Source organism: Nitratireductor sp. CH_MIT9313-5 (assembly GCF_037029545.1).
Classification (GTDB): Bacteria; Pseudomonadota; Alphaproteobacteria; order Rhizobiales; family Rhizobiaceae; genus Chelativorans.
In genome coordinates this window covers 310,865-336,658 of sequence record NZ_JAYMER010000014.1, presented here as the reverse complement: position 1 = coordinate 336,658, position 25,794 = coordinate 310,865, and the positions used below count along the sequence as shown (strand labels likewise).

18 protein-coding genes and 1 pseudogene are annotated in these 25,794 nt (G+C 58.1%); 10 read left to right on the top strand and 9 right to left on the bottom strand.

Features of this window, described 5'->3' with window-relative positions:
• Position 1 precedes the first annotated feature (1 nt).
• Positions 2 to 325, top strand: coding sequence for a heat shock protein HspQ (gene hspQ, locus WA367_RS09130; protein ID WP_336057090.1), 324 nt, complete (start codon positions 2 to 4; stop codon positions 323 to 325).
• A 67-nt stretch (positions 326 to 392) separates the two neighbouring features.
• Here the strand turns inward: hspQ and WA367_RS09125 are convergent, their stop codons facing one another.
• Complete coding sequence (locus WA367_RS09125; RefSeq protein ID WP_336056461.1) at positions 393 to 1,022, bottom strand: invasion associated locus B family protein; 630 nt, start codon at positions 1,020 to 1,022, stop codon at positions 393 to 395.
• 253 nt (positions 1,023 to 1,275) lie between these two features.
• Here WA367_RS09125 and WA367_RS09120 point away from each other — a divergent pair, with 253 nt between their 5' ends.
• Together WA367_RS09120 and WA367_RS09115 are read left to right on the top strand one after the other, a co-directional pair.
• The gene (locus WA367_RS09120; protein ID WP_336056460.1) at positions 1,276 to 3,120 is read left to right on the top strand and encodes an extracellular solute-binding protein; all 1,845 of its coding nucleotides are present in this window, start codon (positions 1,276 to 1,278) and stop codon (positions 3,118 to 3,120) included.
• Positions 3,117 to 3,794 carry a DsbA family oxidoreductase gene (locus tag WA367_RS09115; RefSeq protein ID WP_336056459.1) on the top strand — a complete coding sequence of 226 codons (678 nt, stop codon included), beginning with the start codon at positions 3,117 to 3,119 and terminating at the stop codon, positions 3,792 to 3,794. The genes WA367_RS09120 and WA367_RS09115 overlap by 4 nt, the downstream gene beginning before the upstream one ends.
• A gap of 12 nt (positions 3,795 to 3,806) precedes the next feature.
• On the opposite strand, the gene mfd is transcribed toward WA367_RS09115, so the two are convergent.
• Both mfd and WA367_RS09105 read right to left on the bottom strand, forming a co-directional pair.
• Entirely contained in the window at positions 3,807 to 7,316 is a 3,510-nt protein-coding gene (gene mfd / locus WA367_RS09110; protein WP_336056458.1) for a transcription-repair coupling factor, read from the bottom strand.
• A 5-nt stretch (positions 7,317 to 7,321) separates the two neighbouring features.
• Entirely contained in the window at positions 7,322 to 7,609 is a 288-nt protein-coding gene (locus tag WA367_RS09105) for an FAD assembly factor SdhE (protein ID WP_336056457.1), read from the bottom strand.
• 119 nt (positions 7,610 to 7,728) lie between these two features.
• On the opposite strand from WA367_RS09105, the gene recG reads away from it, so the two are divergent.
• Positions 7,729 to 9,837 carry an ATP-dependent DNA helicase RecG gene (recG, locus tag WA367_RS09100; RefSeq protein WP_336056456.1) on the top strand — a complete coding sequence of 703 codons (2,109 nt, stop codon included), beginning with the start codon at positions 7,729 to 7,731 and terminating at the stop codon, positions 9,835 to 9,837.
• On the opposite strand, the pseudogene WA367_RS09095 reads toward recG, so the two are convergent.
• The 6 genes and pseudogenes from WA367_RS09095 to WA367_RS09070 form a co-directional block, all read right to left on the bottom strand.
• A pseudogene (locus WA367_RS09095) lies at positions 9,795 to 10,518 on the bottom strand (DUF502 domain-containing protein). The gene recG and the pseudogene WA367_RS09095 sit on opposite strands and share 43 nt — an antisense overlap.
• Before the next feature lie 117 nt (positions 10,519 to 10,635).
• A complete protein-coding gene (gene glmS, locus WA367_RS09090; protein ID WP_336056455.1) occupies positions 10,636 to 12,459 on the bottom strand; it encodes a glutamine--fructose-6-phosphate transaminase (isomerizing) in 1,824 nt (607 codons plus the stop codon).
• Positions 12,460 to 12,613: 154 nt separating this feature from the next.
• Positions 12,614 to 13,745 (bottom strand): peptide chain release factor 2 gene (prfB, locus tag WA367_RS09085; RefSeq protein WP_336056454.1). Its coding sequence is split into 2 segments (ribosomal slippage): positions 12,614 to 13,678 and positions 13,680 to 13,745, totalling 1,131 coding nucleotides; the frame shifts between segments, so codons are not numbered across the junction.
• 101 nt (positions 13,746 to 13,846) lie between these two features.
• Positions 13,847 to 16,306 carry a penicillin-binding protein 1A gene (locus tag WA367_RS09080; RefSeq protein WP_336056453.1) on the bottom strand — a complete coding sequence of 820 codons (2,460 nt, stop codon included), beginning with the start codon at positions 16,304 to 16,306 and terminating at the stop codon, positions 13,847 to 13,849.
• Between the two features lie 182 nt (positions 16,307 to 16,488).
• Positions 16,489 to 17,691, bottom strand: a complete 1,203-nt coding sequence (locus WA367_RS09075) for an N-acetylmuramoyl-L-alanine amidase (RefSeq protein ID WP_336056452.1) — start codon at positions 17,689 to 17,691, stop codon at positions 16,489 to 16,491.
• Between the two features lie 177 nt (positions 17,692 to 17,868).
• Positions 17,869 to 18,204: a hypothetical protein gene (locus tag WA367_RS09070; RefSeq protein WP_336056451.1), complete on the bottom strand. Its 336-nt coding sequence runs from the start codon at positions 18,202 to 18,204 to the stop codon at positions 17,869 to 17,871.
• A 119-nt stretch (positions 18,205 to 18,323) separates the two neighbouring features.
• Here WA367_RS09070 and WA367_RS09065 point away from each other — a divergent pair, with 119 nt between their 5' ends.
• From WA367_RS09065 to accC, 6 genes are all read left to right on the top strand, one after another.
• Entirely contained in the window at positions 18,324 to 21,071 is a 2,748-nt protein-coding gene (locus WA367_RS09065; RefSeq protein WP_336056450.1) for a ribonuclease E/G, read from the top strand.
• Positions 21,072 to 21,205: 134 nt separating this feature from the next.
• Positions 21,206 to 22,576 carry a M48 family metalloprotease gene (locus WA367_RS09060; RefSeq protein WP_336056449.1) on the top strand — a complete coding sequence of 457 codons (1,371 nt, stop codon included), beginning with the start codon at positions 21,206 to 21,208 and terminating at the stop codon, positions 22,574 to 22,576.
• 45 nt (positions 22,577 to 22,621) lie between these two features.
• Positions 22,622 to 23,362 (top strand): DsbA family protein, encoded by a 741-nt coding sequence (locus WA367_RS09055; protein WP_336056448.1) that lies wholly within the window; start codon positions 22,622 to 22,624, stop codon positions 23,360 to 23,362.
• A gap of 129 nt (positions 23,363 to 23,491) precedes the next feature.
• Positions 23,492 to 23,929 (top strand): type II 3-dehydroquinate dehydratase, encoded by a 438-nt coding sequence (aroQ, locus tag WA367_RS09050; RefSeq protein ID WP_336056447.1) that lies wholly within the window; start codon positions 23,492 to 23,494, stop codon positions 23,927 to 23,929.
• A gap of 33 nt (positions 23,930 to 23,962) precedes the next feature.
• Positions 23,963 to 24,436, top strand: coding sequence for an acetyl-CoA carboxylase biotin carboxyl carrier protein (gene accB, locus WA367_RS09045; RefSeq protein WP_336056446.1), 474 nt, complete (start codon positions 23,963 to 23,965; stop codon positions 24,434 to 24,436).
• A 12-nt stretch (positions 24,437 to 24,448) separates the two neighbouring features.
• Positions 24,449 to 25,792, top strand: a complete 1,344-nt coding sequence (gene accC, locus WA367_RS09040) for an acetyl-CoA carboxylase biotin carboxylase subunit (RefSeq protein ID WP_336056445.1) — start codon at positions 24,449 to 24,451, stop codon at positions 25,790 to 25,792.
• The last annotated feature ends 2 nt before the right edge of the window (positions 25,793 to 25,794 follow it).

The window sequence follows — 25,794 nt, the reverse complement described above, 5'->3', positions numbered from 1 at the left end:
GATGAAGACAGCGAAATTCTCGATCGGGCAAGTCGTCCGACACCGCATCTATCCCTTTCGCGGTGTTATTTTCGATGTCGATCCCGTTTTTTCGAATACGGAGGAATGGTATCAGTCGATACCCGAGGACGTTAGGCCAGAGAAAAATCAGCCGTTCTACCACTTGCTCGCAGAGAATGAAGAGACCGATTATATCGCCTATGTCTCCGAGCAGAACCTGCTGCCCGACGATTCCGGCGAGCCACTTCGCCATCCGCAAATCGACGAATTCTTTGTCGAAACGATCGAAGGGCGGCTCGCTCCACGAGAGCGCCACGAACACTAACAACCTCGCCTGAAACGAAAACAGGGCCGCGCGGGCCCTGTTTCGCTATCAGATCGATCTGCGGGGTCTACTGACCCTGCTTCGCCTTTTCCTGAGCTTCCTTGAGCTTCTTCGTGAACTCTTCATTGTTCTTGTTCACGAATTCCTGCAGCTTCTGCTGGCGGGCGTTGAGGTCTTCCTGCTTGAGCGGCTCACCATCGAAAGCGTCGGTGAAGCCTTTCAGCGTGATCTTGATCGGGTTCGGCTGGTTCTGGAAGTTGACCGAGGTCAGGGTCAGCTCAGAACCCTTCTTGAAGGATGCCACGATCTGATCGGAAAGCTGGGCCTCAGCCACGCAACGATCCGGCAGGCAAATCGCGTAGTCGATCTTGGTGGTCGCGCCACCATCAACCTGAAGGCCGACACCGGGCGGGATCAGGCGGGCCGTCGGAACGGCAATCTGCAGAACGCGGCGGTTTACCTTGCCCTTCACCTCAATCAGATTGATCGCGGTCAGGAGCTGACCGGACTGCGTGCGCAGCAGATGCTGAACATTACAGACGTCTACTTCATCCTGCTTGGTGCAGGCCTTGAACCAGCCGTCCGGCTGTGCCTGCTGCTGTGCCACAGCGGCGCCGCCACCTGCCGCTACGCTGGCGGCCATTGCGCCGCCGAATACCAGTGCCAGGCGTGTCGCTTTCGCTATCAGGCTCTTCATGTTTTCCGTCCTTCGTGAAACTCGGTTGCGACGCTGTGCGTCCGCTTCGCGACCACCTGTTGTGGGTTGAATGCGGCGACAGCATGGCTCGCGAGCGGTGTTACAACGGCTGACGGCTTAAATCCAGTGCCGTAAGCTGGTCCTTGCATGCACTTCCCTTTCGCAGGGGGAGTGGACAAGTGCCAAACGGCCCGCAAGGATAAAGCTGTGGCCGGTGTGGCTGCGAATCGATCAAGCATTTGAGGTTGACGCAATGCGCTCTGCTCTTTTCCGCCTGCCGGCTCTGGCGATCTCCAGCCTGTTGGCATTGCATTCCTTAGCGAACGCGCAGGAAGCACGTCATGGCATTGCCATGAATGGCGAGCCGGCCCTACCCGCTGACTACACACATTTCCCCTATGCCAATCCAGACGCGCCGAAGGGCGGTGAAGTGACCTATTGCGTTGTCGGTACCTTCGACAATCTCAATCCCTTCATCCTCAAGAGCATGCGCACCACCGCGCGTGGCGTGATCGACTCTATCTTCGGCAATCTCGTCTTTGAGCCTTTGATGCGTCGCAGTGCCGCCGAACCATTCACGCTTTACGGCTTGCTGGCAGAAAGCGTCGAGATGGATGAAGAGCGCAGCTATGCGATCTTCAACCTGAACCCGGATGCACGTTGGTCTGATGGTGAACCGGTTACGCCGGAAGACGTAATCTTCACCTATGAAACTTTTGCGGAGAAAGGGCGCCCGCCCTATTCAAGCCGCATGGCGCGCATTGCAAGCATCGAGAAGGTCGGAGAGCACGGTGTTCGCTTCAACTTCAATGAAAGCGCCGACCGGGAATTCCCGCTCATCGTAGCAATGACGCCTGTCATCCCCGAACACGCCTTCGACAGAGAAACCTTTGATCAGGCGACGCTCGAGCCCGTAACCGGAAGCGGCACTTATGTGATCGAAAGGGTTGAACCCGGATCCCGCATCGTGTTCAAGCGCAATCCGGACTACTGGGGGGCGGATGTCCCTTCCATGCGCGGTTTTGACAATTACGACCAGATCACCATCGAATATTTCTTGAACGAGAACGCCCAGTTCGAGGCGTTCAAGAAAGGCATCTGCTCGGCTTATGCAGGTCCGATCTATACCGGATTGGACCCACAGAAAATCGAACGCGACTTCGACTTCCCGGCTGCCAAGAATGGTGACGTGAAGGTGGAAGCGTTTGAAACGCGGATCCCTCCGGTCGTGACCGGCTTCGTTTTCAACACGCGCCGCGAAAAATTTGCCGATCCAGCGCTGCGCCGCGCGCTTGCGGAACTTTACGACTTCGGATGGGTCAACAAGAACATGCTTGATGGTGAGCATGTTCGCACTCTGAGCTACTGGCAGGGCTCCGAGCTTTCGGCCCTTGGCCGCCCTGCAAATGACATTGAGCGCGAATTGCTCGAGCCTTACAAGGATCGCGTCTTGCCGGAGGTAATGGACGGCACTTACGGCGAAGAGCTCATGAAGAGCGAGGAGATCGGTCGCGAGAGGTTGCGTTCGGTCGTCTCCAAACTTCGTGAAGCCGGCTACTCCATTGATGGCGGTGTGCTCAAGGATCCAGACGGTGAACCGGTCTCGTTCGAAATTCTGCTTGCTTCCGCCGATGAGGAAAAGCTGGCAACCGTGTATCAGCGTGCCCTGAAGCGGATCGGCGTGAATGTCACGCTGCGCCTGCTCGACGATTCCCAGATGCAGCAGCGCAAGCAGACCTATGACTTCGACATGATGATCGGCTCTGTCGGCTTCTCCGGTTCGCTGTCACCTGGCGTGGAGCAGTTGGGACGTTGGGGGTCGGAAGCTGCCAAGGCAGAGGGTTCCTTCAATCTCTCCGGTGCGGCTGATCCTGCCATCGATGCGATGATTGATGCGATGCTGAATGCACGCGATTCCGAGACCTACAATGCCGCGGTCCGTGCGCTTGACCGCCTGCTGATCTCCGGCGCCTACTATGTCCCGACCCAGCACAGTGCAAAGCAGTGGATCGCCTACTGGAACTATCTTGAACATCCAGAAGAACAGGCCCTAACCGGCTACAAGCTGCGCAGTTGGTGGCGCAAGGCAGATCAATGAGCGAAAATCGCAGCCTTAGCATTGACGTCATCTCGGATGTCATGTGTCCGTGGTGTTTCATTGGCCAAAAGAACCTGGAACGGGCGCTCGAGCAGGTGCGCGACATTGATGTCGCGATCCACTGGCGTCCTTATCAGCTCGACCCGACATTGCCGCCGGAAGGCAAGGATCGCCAGACTTATCTGGAAGAGAAGTTCGGCAGCCGCGAGCGGGCGCAGGCTCTTTATGATCGGGTGAGAGAAGCCGGGCGCGATGCGGGGATCGACTTCAAGTTCGACCGGATCGAGAAATCACCCAACACGCTTGATGCGCATAGGGTCATCAGGTGGGCAGCAAGTGCTGGAGAAGGTGTTCAGGACAAGCTCGTACGGCGCCTGTTCGAGCTCTATTTCCTAGAGGGCGCAAATATTGGCAGCCACGCGGTTCTCATTCAGGCAGCACGAGAGAGCGGGATGGACAGTGCGGTAGTCGAAACCCTTCTTCCCACCGAGGCAGACTTGCAGGAAGTCTCACAGGAAGTGGGTACCGCGCAGAAAATGGGTGTTACCGGTGTGCCCTGCTTCCTTCTGGAGGGCAAATATGCACTGATGGGTGCACAGCCGCCAGAGGCGCTGGCAGATGCCATTCGCAAGGTTTCAGACGCCAAGGCCGCGGGCGCGCTTGATCAGCCATAGGCCTGCCTACAGTCAGGCCGCTTCCTTTTTCTCCGCCAGTTTGGCGAGCTGCGTCATGACCACAGCCGCGCCTGAAAGCCGCTTTTTCGGCGTGGGCAGATCCCTGATGAACACAATGCTCTGATCTGGTCGGATCTTGGCCATGCTGCCTTGCTGCGCGATGTAGCCGACAAGTGCTGCGGGTTCCGGGAAGGCCTGGTTGCGGAACTGCACGACAATACCTTTCGGACCGGCGTCCAGCTTCTCGACATTGGCCTTGCGGCACAGAGCCTTGATGTAGACGATCTTCAGCAGATGTTCGACTTCTTCCGGCATCGGGCCGAAGCGGTCGATCATTTCGGCACCGAAGGCGTCAATTTCCTCTGGCGTCTCCAGGTCGCCGAGGCGCCGATAGAGGCTGAGACGCAGCTGCAAATCCGGCACGTAATTTTCCGGGATCATGACAGCGGTACCCACCGTGATTTGAGGCGACCAGCCGGTATCGACCGCTTCGCCGGATCCGCGCAGTTCAGCGACGGCCTCTTCCAGCATCTGCTGGTAGAGCTCGTAGCCAACCTCCTTGATGTGCCCTGACTGTGCATCGCCCAGAAGATTGCCTGCACCACGCATGTCCAGATCATGACTTGCCAGCTGAAAGCCTGCACCAAGCGTGTCCAGAGACTGAAGCACCTTCAGGCGGCGCTCTGCCGTCGCCGTCAGCTTCTTGTTTGCCGGCAGCGTGAAGAGCGCGTATGCACGCACCTTCGAGCGGCCGACGCGTCCGCGGATCTGGTAGAGCTGGGATAGGCCGAACATGTCAGCACGATGCACGATCAGCGTGTTTGCGGTCGGGATGTCTAGGCCGGATTCCACGATGGTTGTCGACAGCAGAACATCATATTGGCCGTCATAGAAGGCGTTCATGATGTCGTCGAGTTCGCCCGGAGGCAACTGGCCGTGCGCGCGGGCCACCTTTAGTTCTGGCACTTCATCGGCAAGAAACTGCGCGACTTCATCCAGGTCGGAAATGCGCGGTACAACGTAAAAGCTCTGGCCGCCGCGATAGCGTTCACGCAGTAGCGTCTCGCGGATCACCAGCGGATCGAATGGCGAGATGAAGGTGCGCACGGCCATTCTGTCGACAGGCGGTGTCGCAATCAGCGAAAGCTCCCGCACACCCGTCAGCGCGAGTTGCAGGGTACGCGGGATGGGGGTTGCCGAAAGCGTCAGGACATGGACGTCAGCCTTCAGTTCCTTGAGCCGTTCCTTGTGCTTGACACCAAAATGCTGCTCTTCATCAATGATCAGCAGGCCGAGATTCTTGAAGCTGACCGCATTGCCAAGCAGCGCATGGGTTCCCACGACGATGTCGACCGTCCCTTCCGCCAGTCCCTTCTTGGTCTGGTTCAGCTCCTTGGTGGACACAAGGCGGGAGGCCTGCTCGACCCGAAGCGGCAAGCCGGAGAAGCGTTCCTTGAATGTCTTGTAATGCTGGCGAGCGAGAAGCGTTGTCGGGACGACGACCGCAACTTGAAGCCCTTCCATGGCCGCCACAAAGGCCGCGCGAAGTGCGACTTCCGTCTTGCCGAAGCCGACATCGCCGCAAATCAGCCGGTCCATCGGCTTGCCGGATGACAAGTCATCCAGAACCGCATCAATGGCGTTTTGCTGGTCGTCGGTCTCGTCATATGGAAAGCGCGCTGCAAACTCGCCATAGAGACCTTCCGGGGGCTGTATACGTGCTCCGGGTCGCATGGCACGCTGTGCTGCAATCTCGATAAGCTGGCCAGCCATCTCAAGCAGGCGTTTCTTGAGCTTTGCCTTGCGTGACTGCCATGCGCCACCGCCAAGCTTGTCCAGAACGGCATCAATGCTGTCCGAGCCGTAACGAGAGAGAAGTTCGATATTCTCTACCGGAAGAAACAGGCGATCATCGCCCGCGTAGCGCAATTCCAAACAGTCGTGCGGCGCTCCTGCGGCTTCGATCGTTTTCAGGCCAATGAAACGCCCAATGCCATGATCGGCGTGAACGACAATGTCGCCGGCCGAGAGTGCATTGACCTCACTGATGAAATCGGAGGCCTTCTTGCGTTTGCGGCTTTTTCGCACCAGGCGGTCGCCCAGTACGTCCTGCTCACAAATGACCGCGAGATTAGCTGTCTCAAAACCCGCTTCGAGTGGAAGAAGTCCTAGTCCGGCCTGCCCCTTTGGCAGTGAGGCGAGCTCGGACAGCGTCTCAACGCGCTTGAGATTTTCCAGGCCGTGTTCAGCCAGTATCTGCGCCAGGCGATCGCTGGAGCCCTCACTCCACCCCGCCACAAGAACCTTGCGCCCGTCGGAGCGAAGCTTGCTGATGTGGCGTACTACCTGATCGAAGACATTCGCGTTCGGATCAGCCCGTTCTTCCTTGAAACTGCGCCCCGCACTTGCGCCCGCGTGCAGGACCTTGAGCTTGCTTCCATCAGGCGAATGGAATGGCGTGAAGCGCACTTGCGTGCGGCCCTCCATGCGCTTTTTGACATCAGCGGGTGAGAGATAAAGCTTCGGCGGCTCCACTGGATTGTAGGGGACTGCCGCATTGAGGGCATCGCCTTCATTTTGCCTTTTGCGCGCCTCGAAATGATCCTCGATGAGTGTGTAGCGCTCTTCAATCGCTTCCAGCGCCAGATGGTCGAAGATCACGGGCGCATCCGGCAGATAGTCGAGGACAGTCGACAGCTCATCATGGAACAAGGGAAGCCAATGTTCCATGCCGGCAAAGCGGCGACCCTCGCTGACAGCCGTGTAAAGCGCGTCATCACGCTTCGGTGCCCCGAAGGTTTGGATATAGTTCCGCCGGAAGCGGCTTATTGTATCGCTTGTGAGTGAGACCTCGCTCATCGGATTGAGCGAGATTGATGTGCGCTGTCCAGTGGTGCGCTGCGTTTCGGGATCGAACGCGCGAATGGATTCCAGTGTGTCGCCGAAGAAATCCAGTCGCAGCGCCTCTTCCGAACCTGGCGCATAGAGGTCAAGTATGCCGCCCCTGACCGCGTATTGCCCAACGTCCCTCACCGTCGGTTCGCGGTCGAAGCCTGCTGCCTCCAGCCGTTGCGTCAGATCTTCCATCGAGATCTGGTTGCCGGGCCTGGCTGAGAAAGTCTGCGCGCGGATTTGCTCTTTCGGCGGCATGCGTTGCAGGAGGGCATTGGCACTCACAAGCACGATGGCTCGGTGTGGTGTCTCGGCAAGAGCAGCCATGGAAGCCATGGCGGAAAGTCTGCGTGCGGACGCATCCGCCCCCGGTGATACGCGATCATAGGGAAGACAGTCCCAGGCCGGCAGTTCCAGGACAGGCAGTTCGGGTGCGACGAATTTCAGTGCCTCGACCAATGGCGCGAGACGTTGGCCGTCACGCATCACGAAAATGGTCGGTCCATCCGGGGCAAGCTCGCGCGAGGCCTGGGCCAGAGCGAATGCTTCATAGCCATCTGCAACGCCATCAACAAGCGTTTCCTGCCCGACCCGAGGGCCAAGGCCGATCCTGTCAAGCAACTCAGCCATGTGGACTATTCAATCCCGTCCGAGCAATAGGCGCTGATGCGCTGGAAAAGCGGAGTGCGAACCTCCGCGGGTGGTGCAACCCTGCCCGTGAACCAGGGCAGCAGGTCGGTATCCGGCAGACCCAGTATCTTTTCGAATTCATCCATCTCTGCCGCTGTAAGCTTCTCCAGATGCGTATCCGCAAATCCGCCCAGAACCAGGTCCATCTCGCGGGTACCACGACGCCAGGCCCTGATAAGTGCTCTTCTCTTGCGTGGTTCAAGATCAGCGCTGGAGCGCGTCGTGCCAGTCATGGTCGATGTCCTCAATAGGGTGCGCTGCGCATATAGCGCGTGACGTTCTGGATGTCAGCCTTGCGCACCCCGATTTGAGACTTAAGCTGCGCCTTCCATAAGGAAAATACAGGAATCGCATGCGCCCTTCCGCCCTTGATCCGCTGTTTGCTCCGGCCACTTCACTTGATGGCATTGGTGACAAGATCGCCGGGCTGATTGCCCGCCTTGTGCCGACAGACCTGACGAACCGTCCTCTGCGGGTGGGGGATCTGCCGTTCATTCTGCCACATTCGGTGATTGATCGGTCGCGCCGCGTGGCGATAGCGGAGGCTTCGAATGGCGGCATTGTCACGCTGACGCTCACCGTTGGCGCCCATTTCCCGCCCCCGCGCGGCAAGCGCAATCTGCCTTATCGGGTAATGGCTTTTGACGAGAGCGGTGAGATCGCGCTTACCTTTTTCCATGCACGGCAGGTCTGGCTGGAAAAAGTGCTTAGCGAAGGCGCTCGCGTGCTCGTTTCCGGCAAGATAGAGTGGTTCAACGGCCGGGCGTCAATGGTCCATCCGGATCATATCGTGGCTGAAGCCGAAGCCTATCAGCTGCCGGTGATCGAACCTGTTTATCCACTTACCGCCGGCCTATCGGCAAAGGTTCTCCGTAAAGCCATTGCACAGGCGATGACACGCCTCCCACAATTGCCGGAATGGCAGGATGCCGCTGTTCAGCAGCGGCTCGGTTTGCCATCGTTCGACCAAGCCTTGAAGACGCTTCATGATCCCGGGAGGATCGAAGACCTGTCGCCTGAAGGTGCGCCATGGCGCAGACTGGCTTATGACGAACTGTTGGCCGGGCAATTGTCGCTGGCACTTGTTCGGCAAAGAACACGGCGGCTGACAGGGCGTCCCCTTGCAGGACATGGCCGACATGTCGCCGCCCTTCTTAAAGCCCTGCCTTACAGATTGACGCCTTCCCAGGAAACCGCAGTGGCCGAGATCCATGCCGACATGGCTGAAGGCGACCGCATGCTGCGTCTGTTGCAGGGTGATGTCGGCTCGGGCAAGACCGTGGTGGCACTCATGGCCATGGCGCGTGCCGTCGAGGCAGGCGGACAGGCAGCATTAATGGCGCCTACGGAAATACTTGCCCGCCAACATCATGCAACGATCTCCCGTCTGTGCGAGCAAGTCGGATTGAAGGTTGCCCTTCTTACCGGCCGCGACAAGGGACGTGAACGCAAGGCCCTTCTGGAGCGTCTCAATTCTGGCGAGGTTGACATCATCATCGGAACGCATGCGCTTTTTCAGGAAGGCGTGGATTTTGCCGATCTTGCGCTGGCCGTGATTGACGAACAGCATCGCTTCGGCGTTCACCAGCGACTGGCCATCACCTCCAAGGGCAATGCGCCGGACATATTGGTAATGACTGCTACACCCATACCGCGCACACTGGTTCTGTCGGCGTTCGGGGACATGGATGTCTCGCGGCTTACCGAGAAACCGGCAGGACGACAGCCGATCAAGACCGTTACCATGCCGCTCGAAAGGTTGGGCGAACTTGTGGGGCGTCTGCGTGAAGCCGTAGCGGAAGGGCAGAAAGTCTATTGGATCTGCCCGCTGGTCGAAGAGTCGGAGAATGTCGACGTGACCTCGGCGGAAGACCGGCACGAAGCCCTTTCGCAGGTGTTTGGAACGCAGGTGGCGCTTATTCATGGCCGCATGTCCGGCAGCGAAAAAGACAGTGCCATGGCATCATTCAAGTCCGGCCAGGCTCGTATTCTTGTCGGCACTACAGTTGTTGAGGTGGGCGTGGATGTTCCCGATGCCACGATCATCGTTATCGAACATGCAGAGCGGTTCGGCCTCGCGCAACTCCATCAGCTTCGCGGCCGCGTGGGGCGCGGCGACAAGGCCTCCTCCTGTGTGCTCCTATACAAAGGGCCTCTAGGTGAGGTGGCTGCCCGCAGGCTGGCGGTGATGCGGGAAACCGAAGACGGTTTTGTCATCGCGGAAGAAGACCTGAAATTGCGCGGCGAGGGAGACCTTTTGGGTACTCGCCAATCCGGCTCACCCGGTTTTCAGGTGGCACGGCTAGAGTTTCATGCTGACCTGCTTGCCACCGCCCGGGATGACGCGCGGCTGGCACTGACGCGTGACCCCGAACTGCGCTCTGATCGCGGTGAAGCGCTTCGGCTGCTGTTATATCTCTACGGGCGAGATGATGCTGTGCGTTTGTTGCGTGCAGGATGACTAGCCGGTCACGGCTGTAGCCGCCTTCTTTGCCTTCGCTTCTTCCGCAAGCGCGCGCGTTCGCTCCTGATATTCCGGTGCAACAAGGCCGGCCGAGATGACAAGCTTGGCGCCCTCTTCCACCGACATTTCAAGGTCGATGACATCCTGCTTGGGAACGAACAACAGGTAGCCCGAAGTCGGGTTAGGTGTCGTAGGCAGGAAAACCGCAATTGCCGGGCTTTCGTCATCGCTGCCGAGCTTTGCATCCACCTCGCCACGCGCTTCGGTGGCTACAAACACCAGAGCCCAGAGGCCTTTCCTTGGATACTCGATCAGCCCGACCTTCTTGAAGGTGTCGGAGCGTTCCGAGAGGACCGTCTCCAGGATTTGCTTCAGCCCGCGATAAACGCTCCGTATGAGCGGCATTCGACCAAGCAGGTGCTCCCCGGATGAAACGACGGTCCGGCCCACGAAATTTGCAGTGAGAAAACCGACAAGGGTGATTAGGGCAAGCGCCACGATCAGACCGAAACCCGGAACGGCAAATGGTAGGTAGGTGTCGGGATTGTAGCGCGGGGGAATATATGGCTTTACCCATGAATCCACCCAGCCCACAAAAGACCAGGCAAGATAGGCCGTTATTGCAAGCGGAGCCGTGACGATGAAGCCCGTCAGGAAGTAGTTTCTTACGCGGGTCATCATCGCCGTTTTCTATCTGGTTCAGTCAACTGCAGGAAGTGAATGTTGCAGTGCAAACTTTACCCATGGGGCCGTTGCGCGTCCAGATGGCAAATTGGTCGCGCCGCAGATCATCCTCTACTCAACTGTCACGGATTTCGCGAGGTTGCGTGGCTGGTCCACATCCGTACCCATAGCGACTGCCGTGTGATAGGCGAGCATTTGGATGGGCAGGGCATAGACGATGGGCGTCACGAAATCAGGCATCCTTGGCAGGATAATCGTCTTCACGCCGTCGAGTGATGTGCGCGAAGCCCCCTCCTCGTCCGTGATCAGAATGATCCGTCCGCCCCGTGCCGCAACTTCCTGCATGTTGGAGACGGTCTTCTCGTAAATGCGGTCATGTGGCGCGATGACGACGACAGGCATCTGCTTGTCGATCAAGGCGATAGGCCCGTGCTTCAGTTCGCCCGCGGCATAGCCTTCTGCATGGATGTAGGAAATTTCCTTGAGCTTGAGCGCGCCTTCCATCGCCAGCGGGTAGCTCGTGTCACGGCCCAGATAGAGCACGTGATTGACTTCCGACAACTCGCGTCCAATCTCGGCAATGGCTTCTTCCAGCTTGAGGGCCTGATTGATGAGGCGCGGCACCTCGGAAAGCGAGCGCACTAGCTGTGCCCCCTCTTCCGCGGTCACGGTGCCTCGCTCCAAGGCCGCGCGAACCACGAGAGAAGCAAAGATGGACAGCTGACAGGTGAAGGCCTTGGTTGAGGCAACACCGATTTCAGGCCCTGCAAGGGTCGGGTAGATCCCATCGCTTTCACGGGCGATGGTGCTGTCGCGGACATTGACGATGGAACCGATCGGTAGACCAGCATCCTTGCAGTAACGGAGCGATGCCAAGGTATCCGCGGTTTCGCCCGATTGGGACACAAACAGCGCTGCACTGCGCTTGTCCAGCGGCATTTCACGGTAGCGGAACTCTGATGCGATGTCGCTGTCGACTGGCAGACGCGCATAGCGTTCAAACCAGTATTTGGCGATCTGCCCGGCCAGAAATGCGGTGCCGCATGCGGAAATATAGAGACGGTCTATATTCTTGAAATCGATCGCGGAATCGAACTGCTTGAAGCTGCCGTTGGTAAAATCGAGATAGTGGGCAAGGGTCTGCGCGATCACCTCCGGCTGCTCATGGATTTCCTTTTCCATGAAGTGGCGGTGGTTGCCCTTGTCCACGAGCAAGGTCGTACCAACAGACTGCTGACGCTTACGCTCGACCAGATTGCCTTCAATATCAAAAATTTCTGCGCCGCTTCGTCGAATGACGACCCAATCGCCGTCCTCAAGATAGGTGATCACATTGGTGAACGGAGCGAGAGCGATGGCATCGGAGCCAAGAAACATCTCGTTTTCCCCATGCCCGACGGCAAGCGGCGGGCCGCTGCGTGCCGCGACGATCAGATTGTCATCGCCCTGGAACATGATCGCCAACGCAAATGCGCCCTGCAGACGCTTGAAGGTCTCGTGGGCTGCTTCTCTTGGCGCCTTGCCGGCCTTCAGTTCTCGCGCCACCAGATGGGCGACAACTTCGGTATCGGTCTGCGAGGCGAAGCTGTAGCCATCCGCTTTCAACTCATCGCGCAACTCGCCGAAATTCTCGATAATGCCGTTGTGAACGATTGCGACGCCGTCGGAGAAGTGAGGATGCGCATTCGGCTCATTCGGGACACCGTGGGTGGCCCAACGCGTGTGCCCAATACCGATATTGCCTTCAAGCGGCGTCTCGGACAGGCGTTTCTCCAGATTGACCAGCTTTCCTTCTGCGCGGCGCCGGTCGAGCTGGCCCGCATGAAGGGTGGCAACGCCCGCTGAATCGTAGCCGCGATATTCAAGCCTCTTCAGTGCATCGACGATAAGTGGAGCAACTGGTTTTGCGCCGATAATTCCCACGATTCCGCACATGAGATGGCTTCTCCGGATTGTGATTTCAGTCTGGAGGCGCCGCTGACCCGCAGCGCCCTATCCTAGGATGGGTGTGTTGGTGGTGTAACCGAGCAAATACGGTTGCGAAACACACACTTCGTTGCAACCATGTCACAGAATGGTTGAGCAGCGGTTATTCGATATCCGCCACTTCCCCCTGTGAACCACCATCGACACGCGCTGAAAGCGAAGCACGCATAAAGGTGTCAAGATCACCATCAAGCACGTCCTGCGGACTGGTGCTTTCAACGCCTGTGCGCAGATCCTTTACGAGTTGGTATGGCTGCAGGACATAGGAGCGGATCTGATGTCCCCAACCGATTTCTGTCTTGGACGCTTCCGTCGCATTGGCAGCTTCCTCGCGGCGCTTCAGTTCCTCTTCATAGAGACGCGATCGCAGCATGTCCCAGGCCGTAGCTCGGTTCTTGTGCTGGGAGCGTTCCTTCTGACACTGAACAACAATGCCCGACGGAATATGGGTAATGCGTACCGCGGAATCGGTCGTGTTGACGTGCTGCCCGCCTGCACCCGATGCGCGATAGGTGTCCACGCGGACATCGGATTCGGGAATGTCGATCTCGATGGTGTCATCGATTACGGGATAAACCCAAACACTGGCGAATGAAGTGTGTCTGCGGGCGTTGCTGTCATAGGGCGATATGCGCACCAGGCGGTGAACGCCGGACTCGGTCTTCAGCCAGCCATAGGCATTGGTACCGCGCACGAGGATCGTTGCCGATTTTATACCGGCCTCCTCGCCATCATGCACTTCGAGAACTTCCACCTTCATGCCGCGGCGGTCGGCCCAGCGGGTATACATGCGCAGAAGCATGTTCGCCCAATCCTGGCTTTCCGTGCCGCCGGCACCCGCATGCACTTCCAGATAGGTGTCGTTGCCGTCTGCCTCACCCGACAGAAGTGTTTCGAGCTGACGCTCGGCGATTTCGGCCTTCAGATTGCGGATAGACGCTTCTGCTTCGGCAATGATGGACTGGTCGCCCTCTTCCTCGCCCATGACAATCAGCTCGACATTATCTTCGAGCGATTGGGCCAAGCCATTGATGCCGTTGATATTGTCTTCGAGCGACTGACGCTCGCGCATGAGCTTCTGGGCCTCCTGGGGATTGTCCCAGAGGTCGGCGTCTTCAGCGCGTGAGTTAAGGTATTCGAGACGTTTTACTGCTTCGTCCCAGTCAAAGATACCCCCTCAGCAGGCTTATGGCCTGCTTGATTTCGTCGACGAGGTTTGCCGTTTCGGCTCGCATGGCGTCCCACTTTCAATGCGTGTCACTAATGGATTCGGCGCGGAACTTATGGTCCGCGCCGCGGCCTGTAAAGGCTGGTGAGAGAGTAGGCTCGCCGGTGATCAGAAAAGTCCACCGGCTCCGGTGCTTATCGCGCGGTTGGCCTCAGGTGAAAGATTGCGTGCACGTTCGTTGACCCGCTCGATCTCTTCCTGGCCAATCACCCAATAGCTGTCCGCTGGGCCGGTGCCCGGCTTAAACGCTTCCATGATGGAGCCGGGGGCACCTTCATTTGCACGCATTCCGGATTTGCGGTCGATCGCAATCAGCTTCATGCCTTCAGGCACACGGAAATCGACCGGGTCCTTGCCCTCCAGGGCCTTGGCCATGAAGTCCTTGAAAACCGGAGCTGCAAGACCGCCACCCGTCGAACCACGGCCCATAGGTGTGGGCTGGTCAAAGCCCATGAAAACACCAACCACCAGATCCGGTGTATAGCCGATGAACCAGGCATCCTTCTCATCATTTGTGGTGCCCGTCTTGCCGGCGATAGGGTGACCCAGTTCGGCGATGGTCGTCGCGGTACCGCGCTGTACAACACCTTCCATCATGGAGGTGATCTGATAGGCAGTCATCGGGTCGAGGACCTGCTCGCGGCGGTCCACCAACTCCGGCTCAGGCTGCCCGCGCCATTCCTCGGCGACACAGCCCACGCATTCGCGCTGCTCATGCTTGTAAACTGTCTTGCCGTAGCGATCCTGAATGCGGTCGATCAGCGAAGGTTCGATATGCTTCCCACCATTGGCCATGATCGCGTAGGCAGAAACCATGCGCATGACGGTAGTTTCGCCTGAGCCAAGCGACATTGCGAGAACAGGCAGCATCTTGTCATAGATGCCGAAACGCTCTGCATATTCGGCAACCAGCGGCATGCCCATATCGTTGGCCAGGCGAACCGTCATCAGGTTGCGCGACCGCTCAATGCCCGCGCGCAAGGTCGAAGGTCCGGCGAAATTGCCACTATAGTTCTTGGGCTCCCATATCTCGTCTCCCGAACGGATAGAGAATGGTGCGTCCATGACCACGGAAGCCGGCGTGTAGCCATTGTCCAAAGCAGCTGCGTAGACGATAGGCTTAAACGAGGAGCCAGGCTGACGATAGGCCTGTGTGGCGCGGTTGAACTGGGAGTCTGCGTAGGAGAACCCGCCGACCATCGCCAGGACGCGGCCGGTATGCGGGTCCATTGCAACCAAAGCACCTTCGATCTGAGGCGGCTGGCGCAGGATCCAGTTGCTGGAATCGGCCTCCTTGCGCTCGACATAGACAACATCGCCGGGCTCGAGTACCTCTGCCGGAGAAGAAGCCTTTTGCAGCTTGTCCTCGACATAATGGCGCAAAGCCCACTTCATGTCGGCGGACGCTATGGTGCCGGTTTCACGCTCTTCAGCGATTTTCCCGGATACCAGCTTTTCGGGCTGAATTCCGATATCTACACCGGCATCCGAGACATTCAGGACGACCGCGAGCTTCCATTCCGGCACGTCGCTCAGGCCCTCGACATCACTTAGAGCCACGCCCCAGTCACCGTCATATTCAAGATGCTTCACCGGTCCGCGATAGCCGCGCAGCGTGTCGTAGCGGATGAGACCGCGATGCAAGGCCTTGCGGGCTTCGCGCTGCAGGTCGGGATCCAACGTCGTACGGATCGACAGACCGCCTTCGTAGAGCGCATCTTCACCATAGCGGGAGATGATCTCGCGGCGGACCTCTTCGGTGAAATATTCGGCAGCGAACAGGTAGCTCCCGCTGCGACGCGGCGTCACCTTGAGCGGCTTTGACTTCGCGTCCTGGGCCTCTTCATGGGTGATATACCCATTCTCGGCCATCTGATCGATGACCCAGTCGCGGCGCTCGGTGGCGCGCTCGGTGTAGCGGAACGGATGATAGTTGGAAGGACCTTTTGGGAGGGCTGCGAGGTAGGCCGCCTCCTCAATTGTCAATTCGTTCACCGACTTGTCAAAATAGGTCAGCGCTGCGCCGGCAATGCCGTACGACCCAAGACCAAAGAAAATCTCGTTCAGATAGAGCTCGAGAATGCGGTCCTTTGAATAGGCCTGCTCGATTCGGAAAGCCAGAATCATCTCGCGAATCTTGCGATCGATTGTCTGATCTGAGGTCAGAAGGAAGTTCTTGGCGACCTGCTGCGTAATCGTAGAAGCGCCGACCGGACGGCGACCGCGACCGATATTCTGCAAATTGGTGACGACTGCGCGGGCCAGACCCGTCACATCAACACCAGGATGGCTGTAGAAATTCTTGTCTTCGGCAGAAAGGAATGCAGCCTTTACGCGATCCGGGATCGCCTGGATCGGCAGGAAAAGCCGCTTCTCGCGCGCATATTCCGCCATAAGCGCGCCATCGGAGGAATGGATACGGGTGGTTACCGGGGGCTCGTAACGGGCAAGCACCTCGTAGTCGGGCAAATCCTTGGAGAGGTCACTAACATAGATCGCAATGCCTGCTGCAACGAGCAGTGCAAGGCCGACGCCGACCCCGAAAAAGTAACCGAGAAGTCTTAGCATTTCCGCTCCAGATTCGCCCTGCCGGCAGTTTGCCGTGATTCAGGAGGACCTTTGCAAGCTTATCATCAGCGGCTTTGCAAAGGAAAATAACATTGTACGCTTCTGCGTGTTTGGCTCTTGGATATGGGGAAAATGGGGCAAGCTACGCATATTCTGATCAAGAAGCGCCCCGGCCCGTTCTGTCAGCCTCCAGTGCCACCCTTCGCTTCAGCAAACAGATCAATTGCTCGGATGATATTGTCGGCCGCCTTCGACCGCCACTGCGCATCCCGCAAAAGCTCCTCATCCTTCGGGTTGGAAAGGTATCCCAGTTCCAATAGCACAGACGGGACCTCGGGTGCACGCAACACGCGAAAACCCGCTGAGCGGAGCGGGTTGTTCACCAGATCAACCGTCTTTGTCAACTCATTCATCAGGGTGCGCGCGAAGCGGATCGAGAAGGAGTGGGTTTCGCGCCGAATCAGGTCGACGAGAATGTCCGTGACCTCATCCTTTTCTTCATCCATGCCCATGCCGGCCAACTCGTCGGAGAGGTTTTCCCTCGCGGCTGTTGCAGCTGCTTCAGCATCAGATGCCCTGTCGGAGAGCGTGTAGATGGTGGCGCCGCGGAAATTGCGCATGCGGATGGCGTCTGCATGTACGGAAATGAGCAGATCGGCTTCATGTTCTCGCGCGATGCGGACACGCTCATCAAGGCGCAGGAACACGTCCTTGTCGCGCGTCATGATTACGTCATAGCGACCGGTCTTTTCCAGTTTCGCGCGCAGCTCCAGCCCGAAGGCAAGCGTGATGATCTTTTCCTGGGTGCCGTTAACGCCTCGTGTTCCTCCGTCCACGCCACCGTGACCGGGGTCAATCACGACCTTTAATTTGGCGGGGCCTTCAGCCTCACTGACCGAAGCTTCCGCCGATTCGGTATTTTCGGATGGGGCCACACGCTCACGCATCGCCTGGTCGAACGCATTCGCGGATGCCGATACGAAATCCACGATCAGGCGGTACGTCGTTTCGTCATCGTTCTGCTTGATCGCGTAGTCTTCAACGAGAAAGGGGCCAGACATGGACAGAAGCAGTCGCGAACGGTCCTCATCCAGCGCGCCGAAACGGAGAGTACGTGCCATTCCCGCAGTATGATCCTCTGTCGGATCGAGTAGAAAGTCGGTTTCGGGCAGATCAAGCACGAAACGGTGAGGGCTTCTGAGGTAGAACCAGGACGTTTCCGGCTTCCTGTCGAAATGGATGACCATACGCGTGCGATTTGCGTCTCCCGCAATCTTCAACTGGTCCACGAGAAGTGGTCCCTGCCCTTCCTGTGCCGCGGCCGCCACGGGCACAAGGAGAAGTAGAATCAGATTCAAGATGAGCGAAATGCGGGATTTTTCCACGTCATTGTCCCTGGCTTGAGCTTTCATTCGCATGAGTGGGCGCGATTGGAGGCTGATTTATGACCCTCTTGAAGGCAGGAGCAGCCCTGCAAAAGCCAGCAATACCGCCGCCGACCGCCCAATGGCCGATGGTAGCCACGATGGCGGCCTAGCAAATCAGGGTTGCCATGTCCCGTGTCAAATCATAAAAGCGGCTTTGAACTGGCGTAATGCCCGAACCGGCGATTGATCGATGAACCGCGTTGCAGCGGAACGATGACAGCCGAGGCGACAACGGGCGGATACGGCAGTTCTAGGAGATTTCTTCGAGGTGTTTGCGGCGCGGCCGAAACCCTTAGCTAGAGGAAAACGGCGCGACGATTTCCGCGCCGGCTCGTGAACGAGCAATAGTCGGGCCTGATTGTTTGGGCCCTGGTTGAAACGGTACTGCCAGGCGATGCTAATGGCTTTGAGCGCAGTCAGATGTAAATCCTTCACGATCCGCGGCAATGCCGCGTCGAGCGGATTTATCACTGCGTCTCCGCCCCCGCCGGCAGACTTCAGATTATCCGACACGAAATCCCGAAACGGGGCCTGCAGGATCAGACCTGCTCCCGTCCGATTCCCGGATCGTGTCGGGGAGACAAGAATAAATGCCCAACAAGATGTTGATAGATGCGTCTCATCCCGAGGAGACGCGCGTCGTTGTCACTCGCGGTAGCCGTATTGAAGAGTTTGACTTCGAATCACAGGATAAAAAGCAGTTAAGAGGAAATATCTATCTCGCCCGTGTGACGCGGGTTGAACCTTCACTTCAGGCTGCATTTGTCGAATATGGCGGCAACCGCCACGGTTTCCTCGCTTTCAGCGAAATTCACCCGGATTACTATCAGATCCCGGTTGCCGATCGGCAGGCTCTGCTTCAGGCGGAAGCCGAGGAAGCTGGTGATTCTGATGACGATGGCGAAGAGGCGGAATCTTCGGCGCCTAAGAATGGCCGCAAGCGCCGCCGTAACAGCAAGCGTTCCAAGTCACCCGCAGCTGCGGATAGCATCAATGAGGCAACAGAGACCTCAGAGGACGCGCAAGCGCTTGTCGAGAATGGCGAGAGCATTTCTGAAGAAGTTGGCGGTACTGAACAGGATGATGCGCCCTCTGCATCCAACGGCGATGAGGGCGAAGTCGACACGGTCGGAGCTGAAGACGCCATTGACGAAGCGCAGAACCGCCGTCGTCCGGTAAGACGTAACTACAAGATCCAGGAAGTCATCAAGCGCCGTCAGATTTTGCTGGTGCAGGTGGTCAAGGAAGAGCGCGGCAACAAGGGGGCGGCGCTGACGACCTATCTGTCACTAGCAGGGCGATATTCGGTTCTCATGCCGAATACTGCGCGCGGCGGCGGGATTTCGCGAAAGATCACCAATGCGCAGGATCGCAAGCGCCTGAAAGAGGTCGTGAAAAACCTCGAAGTGCCGCAGGGCATGGGTGTCATTCTGCGCACCGCCGGCGCCAACCGAACCAAGGCCGAGATCAAGCGCGATTACGACTATCTGATGCGCATGTGGGAGAAGGTTCGCACGCTCACGCTGGAATCCTCTGCCCCTGCCCTCGTTTATGAGGAAGGCAGCCTTATCAAGAGGTCCGTTCGCGATCTCTACAACAAGGATATCGACGAGATTCTCGTTTCCGGCGAGGAAGGGTATCGCGAGGCGAAAGACTTCATGCGCATGCTCATGCCGAGCCATGCAAAGGTCGTTCAGCCCTATCGCGACACGGTGCCGATCTTCGCGCGCAACGGTATCGAGGGACAGCTCGACAAGATGGTACAGCCGCAGGTGACGCTCAAGTCCGGCGGATACATCATCATCAATCAAACCGAAGCGCTTGTTGCGATCGACGTCAATTCGGGTCGCTCGACCAAGGAGCATTCCATTGAGGACACGGCACTCCAGACCAATCTGGAGGCTGCCGAAGAAGTCGCGCGCCAGTTGCGCTTGCGCGACCTTGCCGGTCTCATCGTGATCGACTTCATCGACATGGAGGAAAACCGCAATAACCGTGCGGTTGAAAAGAAGCTCAAGGAATGCCTGAAGAACGACCGCGCGCGCATCCAGGTTGGTCGGATCTCGCATTTCGGCCTTCTGGAGATGTCGCGTCAGCGCATCCGCGCCAGCGTCCTTGAAAGCACAATGCAAACCTGCCCCACATGTGGCGGCGCTGGCCATGTACGTTCCGAGTCGTCCGTGGCTCTTCTGGTGGTTCGCGCGATCGAGGAATATCTGCTTAAGGACGCGCGCAACGATATCAGCGTCCATACGCCGGCTTCTACGGCTCTCTATCTGCTAAACCACAAGCGACAGAACCTTGTCGAACTCGAAGAACGTTTCGGCGTCACGATCACGATCGAGGCTGACGACAAGATTGGTGGGCAACACTACCAGATCGTCAAGGGCGAAGCTTCTGGACGAGAAGGAACTGTCACAGCCGAAGCCATCGAGGCGCAACTTCGCGAAGTTGCACCAGAGCCGGAAGAAGTTGCCGAGGCAGCGGGCGAGGACGAGAACGGCCAGTCGGCCGCTGAGAATGGCAATGGAAGCGGTCGCAAAAGGCGGCGCAAAAGGCGGCGTCGCGGCGGCCGTGACCGCAACAACAATACCGATCAACAGAATCAGCAGGAGCAATCTGCAGACGCTTCGAATGAAGAGGCTGCTTCTGATGATGGTCAGAATGCGGGTGCGGATGCAGTTGCAGATGGCGATAAGCCTTCCAATGAGGACGGTGGTGCCCCTGAGCGCAAGAAGCGGCATCGTGGCCGTCGCGGTGGAAGGCGTAACCGCAAGGACGATCAGTCTGCCGAAGAAAATGTTGCCCAGTCCGAAGACGGCGATACTGCTCCTGCTACAGCTTCGACTGAGACGGTAGCAGACAGTCCCGCCGGAGACGCCGCCGATAGCGGCAATGGCGAAGGCTCACAGGAAGAGGCTTCCAAAGAAACATCTGTGGCTGACGAGGCAAGTGCAGCCGAGCCGGTGAAGAAGCCACGCCGCCGCACTCGCTCGCGCAAGTCGGCAGTGGCAGAGACACCTGTCGAGGCACAGCCAGATCCGGCCGATGGCGGTGCTGTCGGTGCAGCTGCCGATGCCGTTGCGGTCGATCCACAACCCGAGCCTGAGCCGGCAGCTTCTGGAGCCACGGAAAGCGATGGCTCACGCAGTGAGGAGCCGCCTGTCCAGGACAGTGCCGCGGAGAATGAGAGCGCACAATCCGAGCCGGATCAATTAGAATCCGGACGCGCTGATAGCGGGCATGAAGATCAAGAAGCAGGAGAACCGGTTGTCTCCTCAACCACCGAGGCCGCACCGCGCAAGACCGGTTGGTGGCAGCGGAAAAGCTTCTTCTGATTTGGATCAGGCCCGCTTCGTGCGGGCCTTTTCGTTTCTGGCTGTATTGCACAAGCTGCCATCAAATGAACTTGATTGGTGGCGAGTTCTCTTCCAATCCCCGTGCGGCGCCACTATCACTATCAGGCATGGCCATGTTTGTGCGAACTCGTCGATTCTCAATCCCTCGCCTTGCCGTTTCTCTTGCGGCTGCCGCTTCCATCCTTGCCTCGGCTTTGCCTGCCTATTCGCAGCGAAGCGTTCCGATTGTCCGCGATGCGGAAATCGAACGTTATGTAGAGGATGTCGCAGGCCCCATTCTCAAGGCTGCGGGCCTGCAGTCGGGCGTGAATCTCGTTCTCGTCAATGACCATCGCTTTAACGCCTTCGTCGCCGGACGTCGCATTTTCCTCCATACGGGCGCATTGCTGACAGCCGAAACCCCAAACGAAATCGCGGGGGTCATTGCTCACGAGGCAGGCCATATCGCCGGCGGGCATCAGGAGCGGTTGCGCCAGCAGATGGCGCGCGCACGCACAATGGCGGTCGTTGCCATGCTCGCAGGCATCGGAGCCGGGGTCGCAGGCGCGGCAGCCGACTTGCCAGGTTTGCCTCAAGCAGGCATGGGCATTGCCGCAGGGGGCTCGGAGGCTGCGCGGCGCAGCGTTCTTGGCTATCAGCGCGGCGAAGAGACAACGGCAGATCGAGCAGCCATCGATTATCTCAACCGCACCAGGCAATCGGCAGTTGGAATGCTTCGGACATTTGAACGGATGGCCAAGGATCTCTCGCTCGCAGGTGTCAATGTGGATCCCTATCAGTCGAGCCATCCAATGCCGCGCGACAGACTGGCGGCGCTTGAGACGCTGGCGCGGCAAAGTTCCTATTATTCGCAGAAGGACCCTCCAGCGCTTCAATTACGTCATGACCTCGTGCGCGCCAAGATCGCCGCTTATACCGGCGGGGCCAACGCCGTGCGGCGTGTCTTTCGCGGTGCAGGCAACAGCCTTGGTGCAGCCTATGGCGAAGCTATTGCCACCTTCTTGAGCGGCAGTAGCCGCGATGCGTTGGCGCGGGTGGACCGGCTGATTGCGGCACAACCGGGCAACCCATACTTTCATGAACTGAAGGGCGAGATCTTGCTCAAGGCGAACAGACCGGCAGAGGCGGCAAATGCCTATGCGAACGCGATCAAGCTTGCTCCCGGAAGACCTGGCTTGTTGGAGGTTGGATACGGGCGATCACTGCTTGCGACAGGTCGACCCGACCAGATACGCAAAGCCGCAGACATGTTGAAAGTCGCACTGACTCGCGAGCCGGAATACGCGGCGGGATATCGCTTCCTGGCGCAGGCTTACGGACAGCTGGGTGACGTTGGAGCGGCTGAGCTTGCGACCGCCGAAGGGCACTATCACAGTGGCCAGATCAGGGATGCGAAGTTATTTGCGGCTCGCGCGCAGCAGCGTCTGAAGCGCGGATCACCCGACTGGCTGAGGGCGCAAGACATCATAAATGCACGAAACTAACCGCATTCGGCATATGAATTTCATACCCAAGGAACGGATTTTACGATGAAAAGATATCTCCTGGCAGCCAGCACGGTTGCGATGCTCGCCCTGCCCGCCTCCGGTGCTCTGGCTCAGGACGGTGCCGTAGAGACGCGTGAAGATGTGGAAGGGATCGTGCGGGACTATCTCCTCAACAATCCCGAGATCCTTCTCGAAATGCAGACCGTGCTTGAGCAGCGTCAGCAGGAACAGCAGGCAGTCGCGCAGTCGAAAATCATTGAGGAGGCATCCGACCGCCTCTACGAAAGTTCCTACGACGGAGTTATCGGCAATCCGGACGCAAGCGTCACGGTGGTGGAATTCTTCGATTACAATTGCGGTTTCTGCAAGCGCGCGCTCGCTGACATGGAAGCTCTGATTGCCGAGAATGACGATGTAAAGTTCGTTCTCAAGGAGTTCCCGATCCTGGGGCCTGATTCGCAACAAGCCCACATCGTTTCAATGGCGTTCCAGAAGCTGATGCCGGAGAAATATGAGGAGTTTCACACCCGCCTCCTTAGACTGGATGCACGTGCAGATGAATCCGCTGCCATGACGATTGCCAAGGATCTCGGAGCAGATGACGCCGCCTTGCGTGAAGCCATGAAAGACCCGCAGATCATGGCGTCCTTCAGTGATACATTCGAGCTGGCCAACGCGCTGCAGATCACCGGAACCCCTTCCTATGTGGTGGGTAAGGAAGTTGTCTTCGGTGCGCTGGGCAAGGATGTTCTGGTGGAGAAAATCAAGCAGGCCGCTCAATAAGCACACAAAAATGCCGATTTTTCAGCTTGTGGACAGGCCAAGTTGGCTCTTGCGCTCTTTTCGGGAGGGAGTAAGCCCACTATACAGTCCCGAAGGTCGCAAGAGCGGCTTATCCATTGGAAACTGGTGATGGCGCAAACACTTCTTGTCCTCAATGGCCCCAATCTGAACCTGCTGGGCAAGCGGGAGCCGGGCATTTATGGAGGACAGACGCTTGCCGATGTGGAAGCGGATTGCGCCAGGGAAGCAGGCGCGCATGGCTTCGAGCTGAGCTTTCACCAGAGCAATCATGAAGGTGTTCTGGTGGACTGGCTTCATGAAGCTCGCGAAAACGCCTATGGCGTCGTCATCAATCCCGGCGCTTACGCGCATACTTCCATTGCGCTCAGGGATGCGATCAGCGCCATTGCACCAGTGCCGGTCATTGAAGTCCATATTTCAAACATTCACGCCCGCGAGCCATTCCGGCACCATTCGACCATAGCCCCGGTCGCAGCCGGTATGATATGCGGATTGGGCCCGATAGGTTATCGTCTCGCCATCCAGGCACTGGCTGCCAGGCGATAAGGGCATCAGAGGCAGGACGAAAGAGCTACGAAGATGAAGAAGAACGGTGTCGACCAGCAACTGATCCGCGATCTTGCCGGTATCCTGAACGATACTCAGCTTACCGAGATTGAAGTCGAAGAAGGCGATCTGCGCATCCGCGTCTCGCGGCAGAACTCCGTGCAGGCAAGCCAGATGGTTGCGGCAGCACCACAGCCAGCTGCTGCACCTGCTCCCGCACCGGCGGCAGCGCCTGCGCCAGCAGCCGAAAAACCTGCAGCTGCGGACAAGTCCAAGAATGCGGTCCCCTCACCGATGGTTGGAACGGCCTATCGTGCCTCCTCTCCGGGAGCAGCACCCTATGTCGAGGTCGGCCAGACGGTGAAGGAAGGGCAGACCCTCCTCATCATCGAAGCCATGAAGACCATGAACCAGGTCCCCTCTCCGCGTTCAGGCACCGTGACTGCCATTCTCTTTGAGGATGCGCAGCCGGTCGAATTCGGTGAGCCCCTGGTCGTGATCGAATAGGCGTTGGAGCCAATGTTCCATAAAATCCTGATTGCCAATCGAGGCGAAATCGCACTTCGTGTTCTGCGCGCTGCAAAGGAGCTCGGCATCCAGACGGTCGCCGTTCACTCCACCGCAGACGCGGACGCAATGCATGTTCGCCTTGCCGACGAATCCGTTTGCATCGGTCCGCCTGCGAGCCGTGATTCCTACCTGAACATCCATCAGATACTCGCAGCCTGCGAGATCACCGGTGCCGATGCGGTGCATCCAGGCTACGGCTTCCTTTCCGAGAATGCCAAGTTCTCGGAAATTCTCGACGCACATAACCTCACCTTTATCGGTCCTCGCGCCGAACATATCCGGGTTATGGGCGACAAGATCGAGGCCAAGAGAACCGCGAAGCGGCTGGGCATTCCCGTCGTACCCGGGTCCGAAGGTGCTGTGACTGACGATACCGAGGCGAAGCGAATTGCCGCGGAAATCGGCTACCCCGTACTCGTCAAAGCTTCTGCTGGCGGCGGCGGCCGCGGCATGAAGGTCGCCAAGACCGAGGCTGATCTGTCGGATGCGCTCGCCAATGCGCGCAACGAAGCCGGTGCGGCCTTTGGTGATGACGCGGTTTATATCGAGAAATATCTCGCCAAACCGCGCCATATCGAAGTCCAGATCATGGGCGACGGCAAGGGCAACGCGATCCATCTGGGTGAACGCGACTGTTCGCTTCAGCGTCGACATCAAAAAGTGTGGGAAGAAGCCAATTCTCCGGCGCTCAATGTCGAGCAACGCATGAAGATCGGCGAAATCTGCTCACGCGCTGTTGCTGATCTCGGTTATTCCGGCGCGGGCACGATTGAGTTCCTCTATGAAGACGGTGAGTTCTATTTCATCGAGATGAACACCCGTCTGCAGGTGGAGCATCCGGTCACGGAAGCCATTACAGGCATTGATCTTGTTCACGAACAGATCCGTGTCGCTTCGGGTGGCGGTCTGTCGGTGACGCAGGACGAGGTCCGCTTCCATGGTCATGCGATCGAGTGCCGCATCAACGCGGAAGATCCGCGCACATTCGTGCCTTCTCCGGGCGTCATCACCCATTTCCATACCCCGGGCGGTCTGGGTGTGCGCGTGGATTCCGGGGTCTATTCCGGCTACAAGATCCCGCCATACTATGACAGCTTGATCGGCAAGCTGATCGTGCATGGCCGCAACCGCGTCGAGTGCATGATGCGACTGCGCCGGGCTCTTGACGAGTTCGTGGTGGATGGGATCAACTCGACCCTGCCCCTGTTCCGCGATCTGGTTGGCAATGTCGATGTGGCCAATGGCGACTATGACATCCACTGGCTGGAAAAATATCTGGCCGACTCAAAATAGAG

Bases quoted from the DNA above. Each gene is read 5' to 3' on its own strand.
- hspQ (WP_336057090.1), top strand. From the start codon at position 2: ATGAAGACAGCGAAATTCTCGATCGGGCAAGTCGTCCGACACCGCATC.
- WA367_RS09125 (WP_336056461.1), bottom strand. From the start codon at position 1,022: ATGAAGAGCCTGATAGCGAAAGCGACACGCCTGGCACTGGTATTCGGC.
- WA367_RS09120 (WP_336056460.1), top strand. From the start codon at position 1,276: ATGCGCTCTGCTCTTTTCCGCCTGCCGGCTCTGGCGATCTCCAGCCTG.
- WA367_RS09115 (WP_336056459.1), top strand. From the start codon at position 3,117: ATGAGCGAAAATCGCAGCCTTAGCATTGACGTCATCTCGGATGTCATG.
- mfd (WP_336056458.1), bottom strand. From the start codon at position 7,316: ATGGCTGAGTTGCTTGACAGGATCGGCCTTGGCCCTCGGGTCGGGCAG.
- WA367_RS09105 (WP_336056457.1), bottom strand. From the start codon at position 7,609: ATGACTGGCACGACGCGCTCCAGCGCTGATCTTGAACCACGCAAGAGA.
- recG (WP_336056456.1), top strand. From the start codon at position 7,729: ATGCGCCCTTCCGCCCTTGATCCGCTGTTTGCTCCGGCCACTTCACTT.
- glmS (WP_336056455.1), bottom strand. From the start codon at position 12,459: ATGTGCGGAATCGTGGGAATTATCGGCGCAAAACCAGTTGCTCCACTT.
- WA367_RS09080 (WP_336056453.1), bottom strand. From the start codon at position 16,306: ATGCTAAGACTTCTCGGTTACTTTTTCGGGGTCGGCGTCGGCCTTGCA.
- WA367_RS09065 (WP_336056450.1), top strand. From the start codon at position 18,324: ATGCCCAACAAGATGTTGATAGATGCGTCTCATCCCGAGGAGACGCGC.
- WA367_RS09060 (WP_336056449.1), top strand. From the start codon at position 21,206: ATGTTTGTGCGAACTCGTCGATTCTCAATCCCTCGCCTTGCCGTTTCT.
- WA367_RS09055 (WP_336056448.1), top strand. From the start codon at position 22,622: ATGAAAAGATATCTCCTGGCAGCCAGCACGGTTGCGATGCTCGCCCTG.
- aroQ (WP_336056447.1), top strand. From the start codon at position 23,492: ATGGCGCAAACACTTCTTGTCCTCAATGGCCCCAATCTGAACCTGCTG.
- accB (WP_336056446.1), top strand. From the start codon at position 23,963: ATGAAGAAGAACGGTGTCGACCAGCAACTGATCCGCGATCTTGCCGGT.
- accC (WP_336056445.1), top strand. From the start codon at position 24,449: ATGTTCCATAAAATCCTGATTGCCAATCGAGGCGAAATCGCACTTCGT.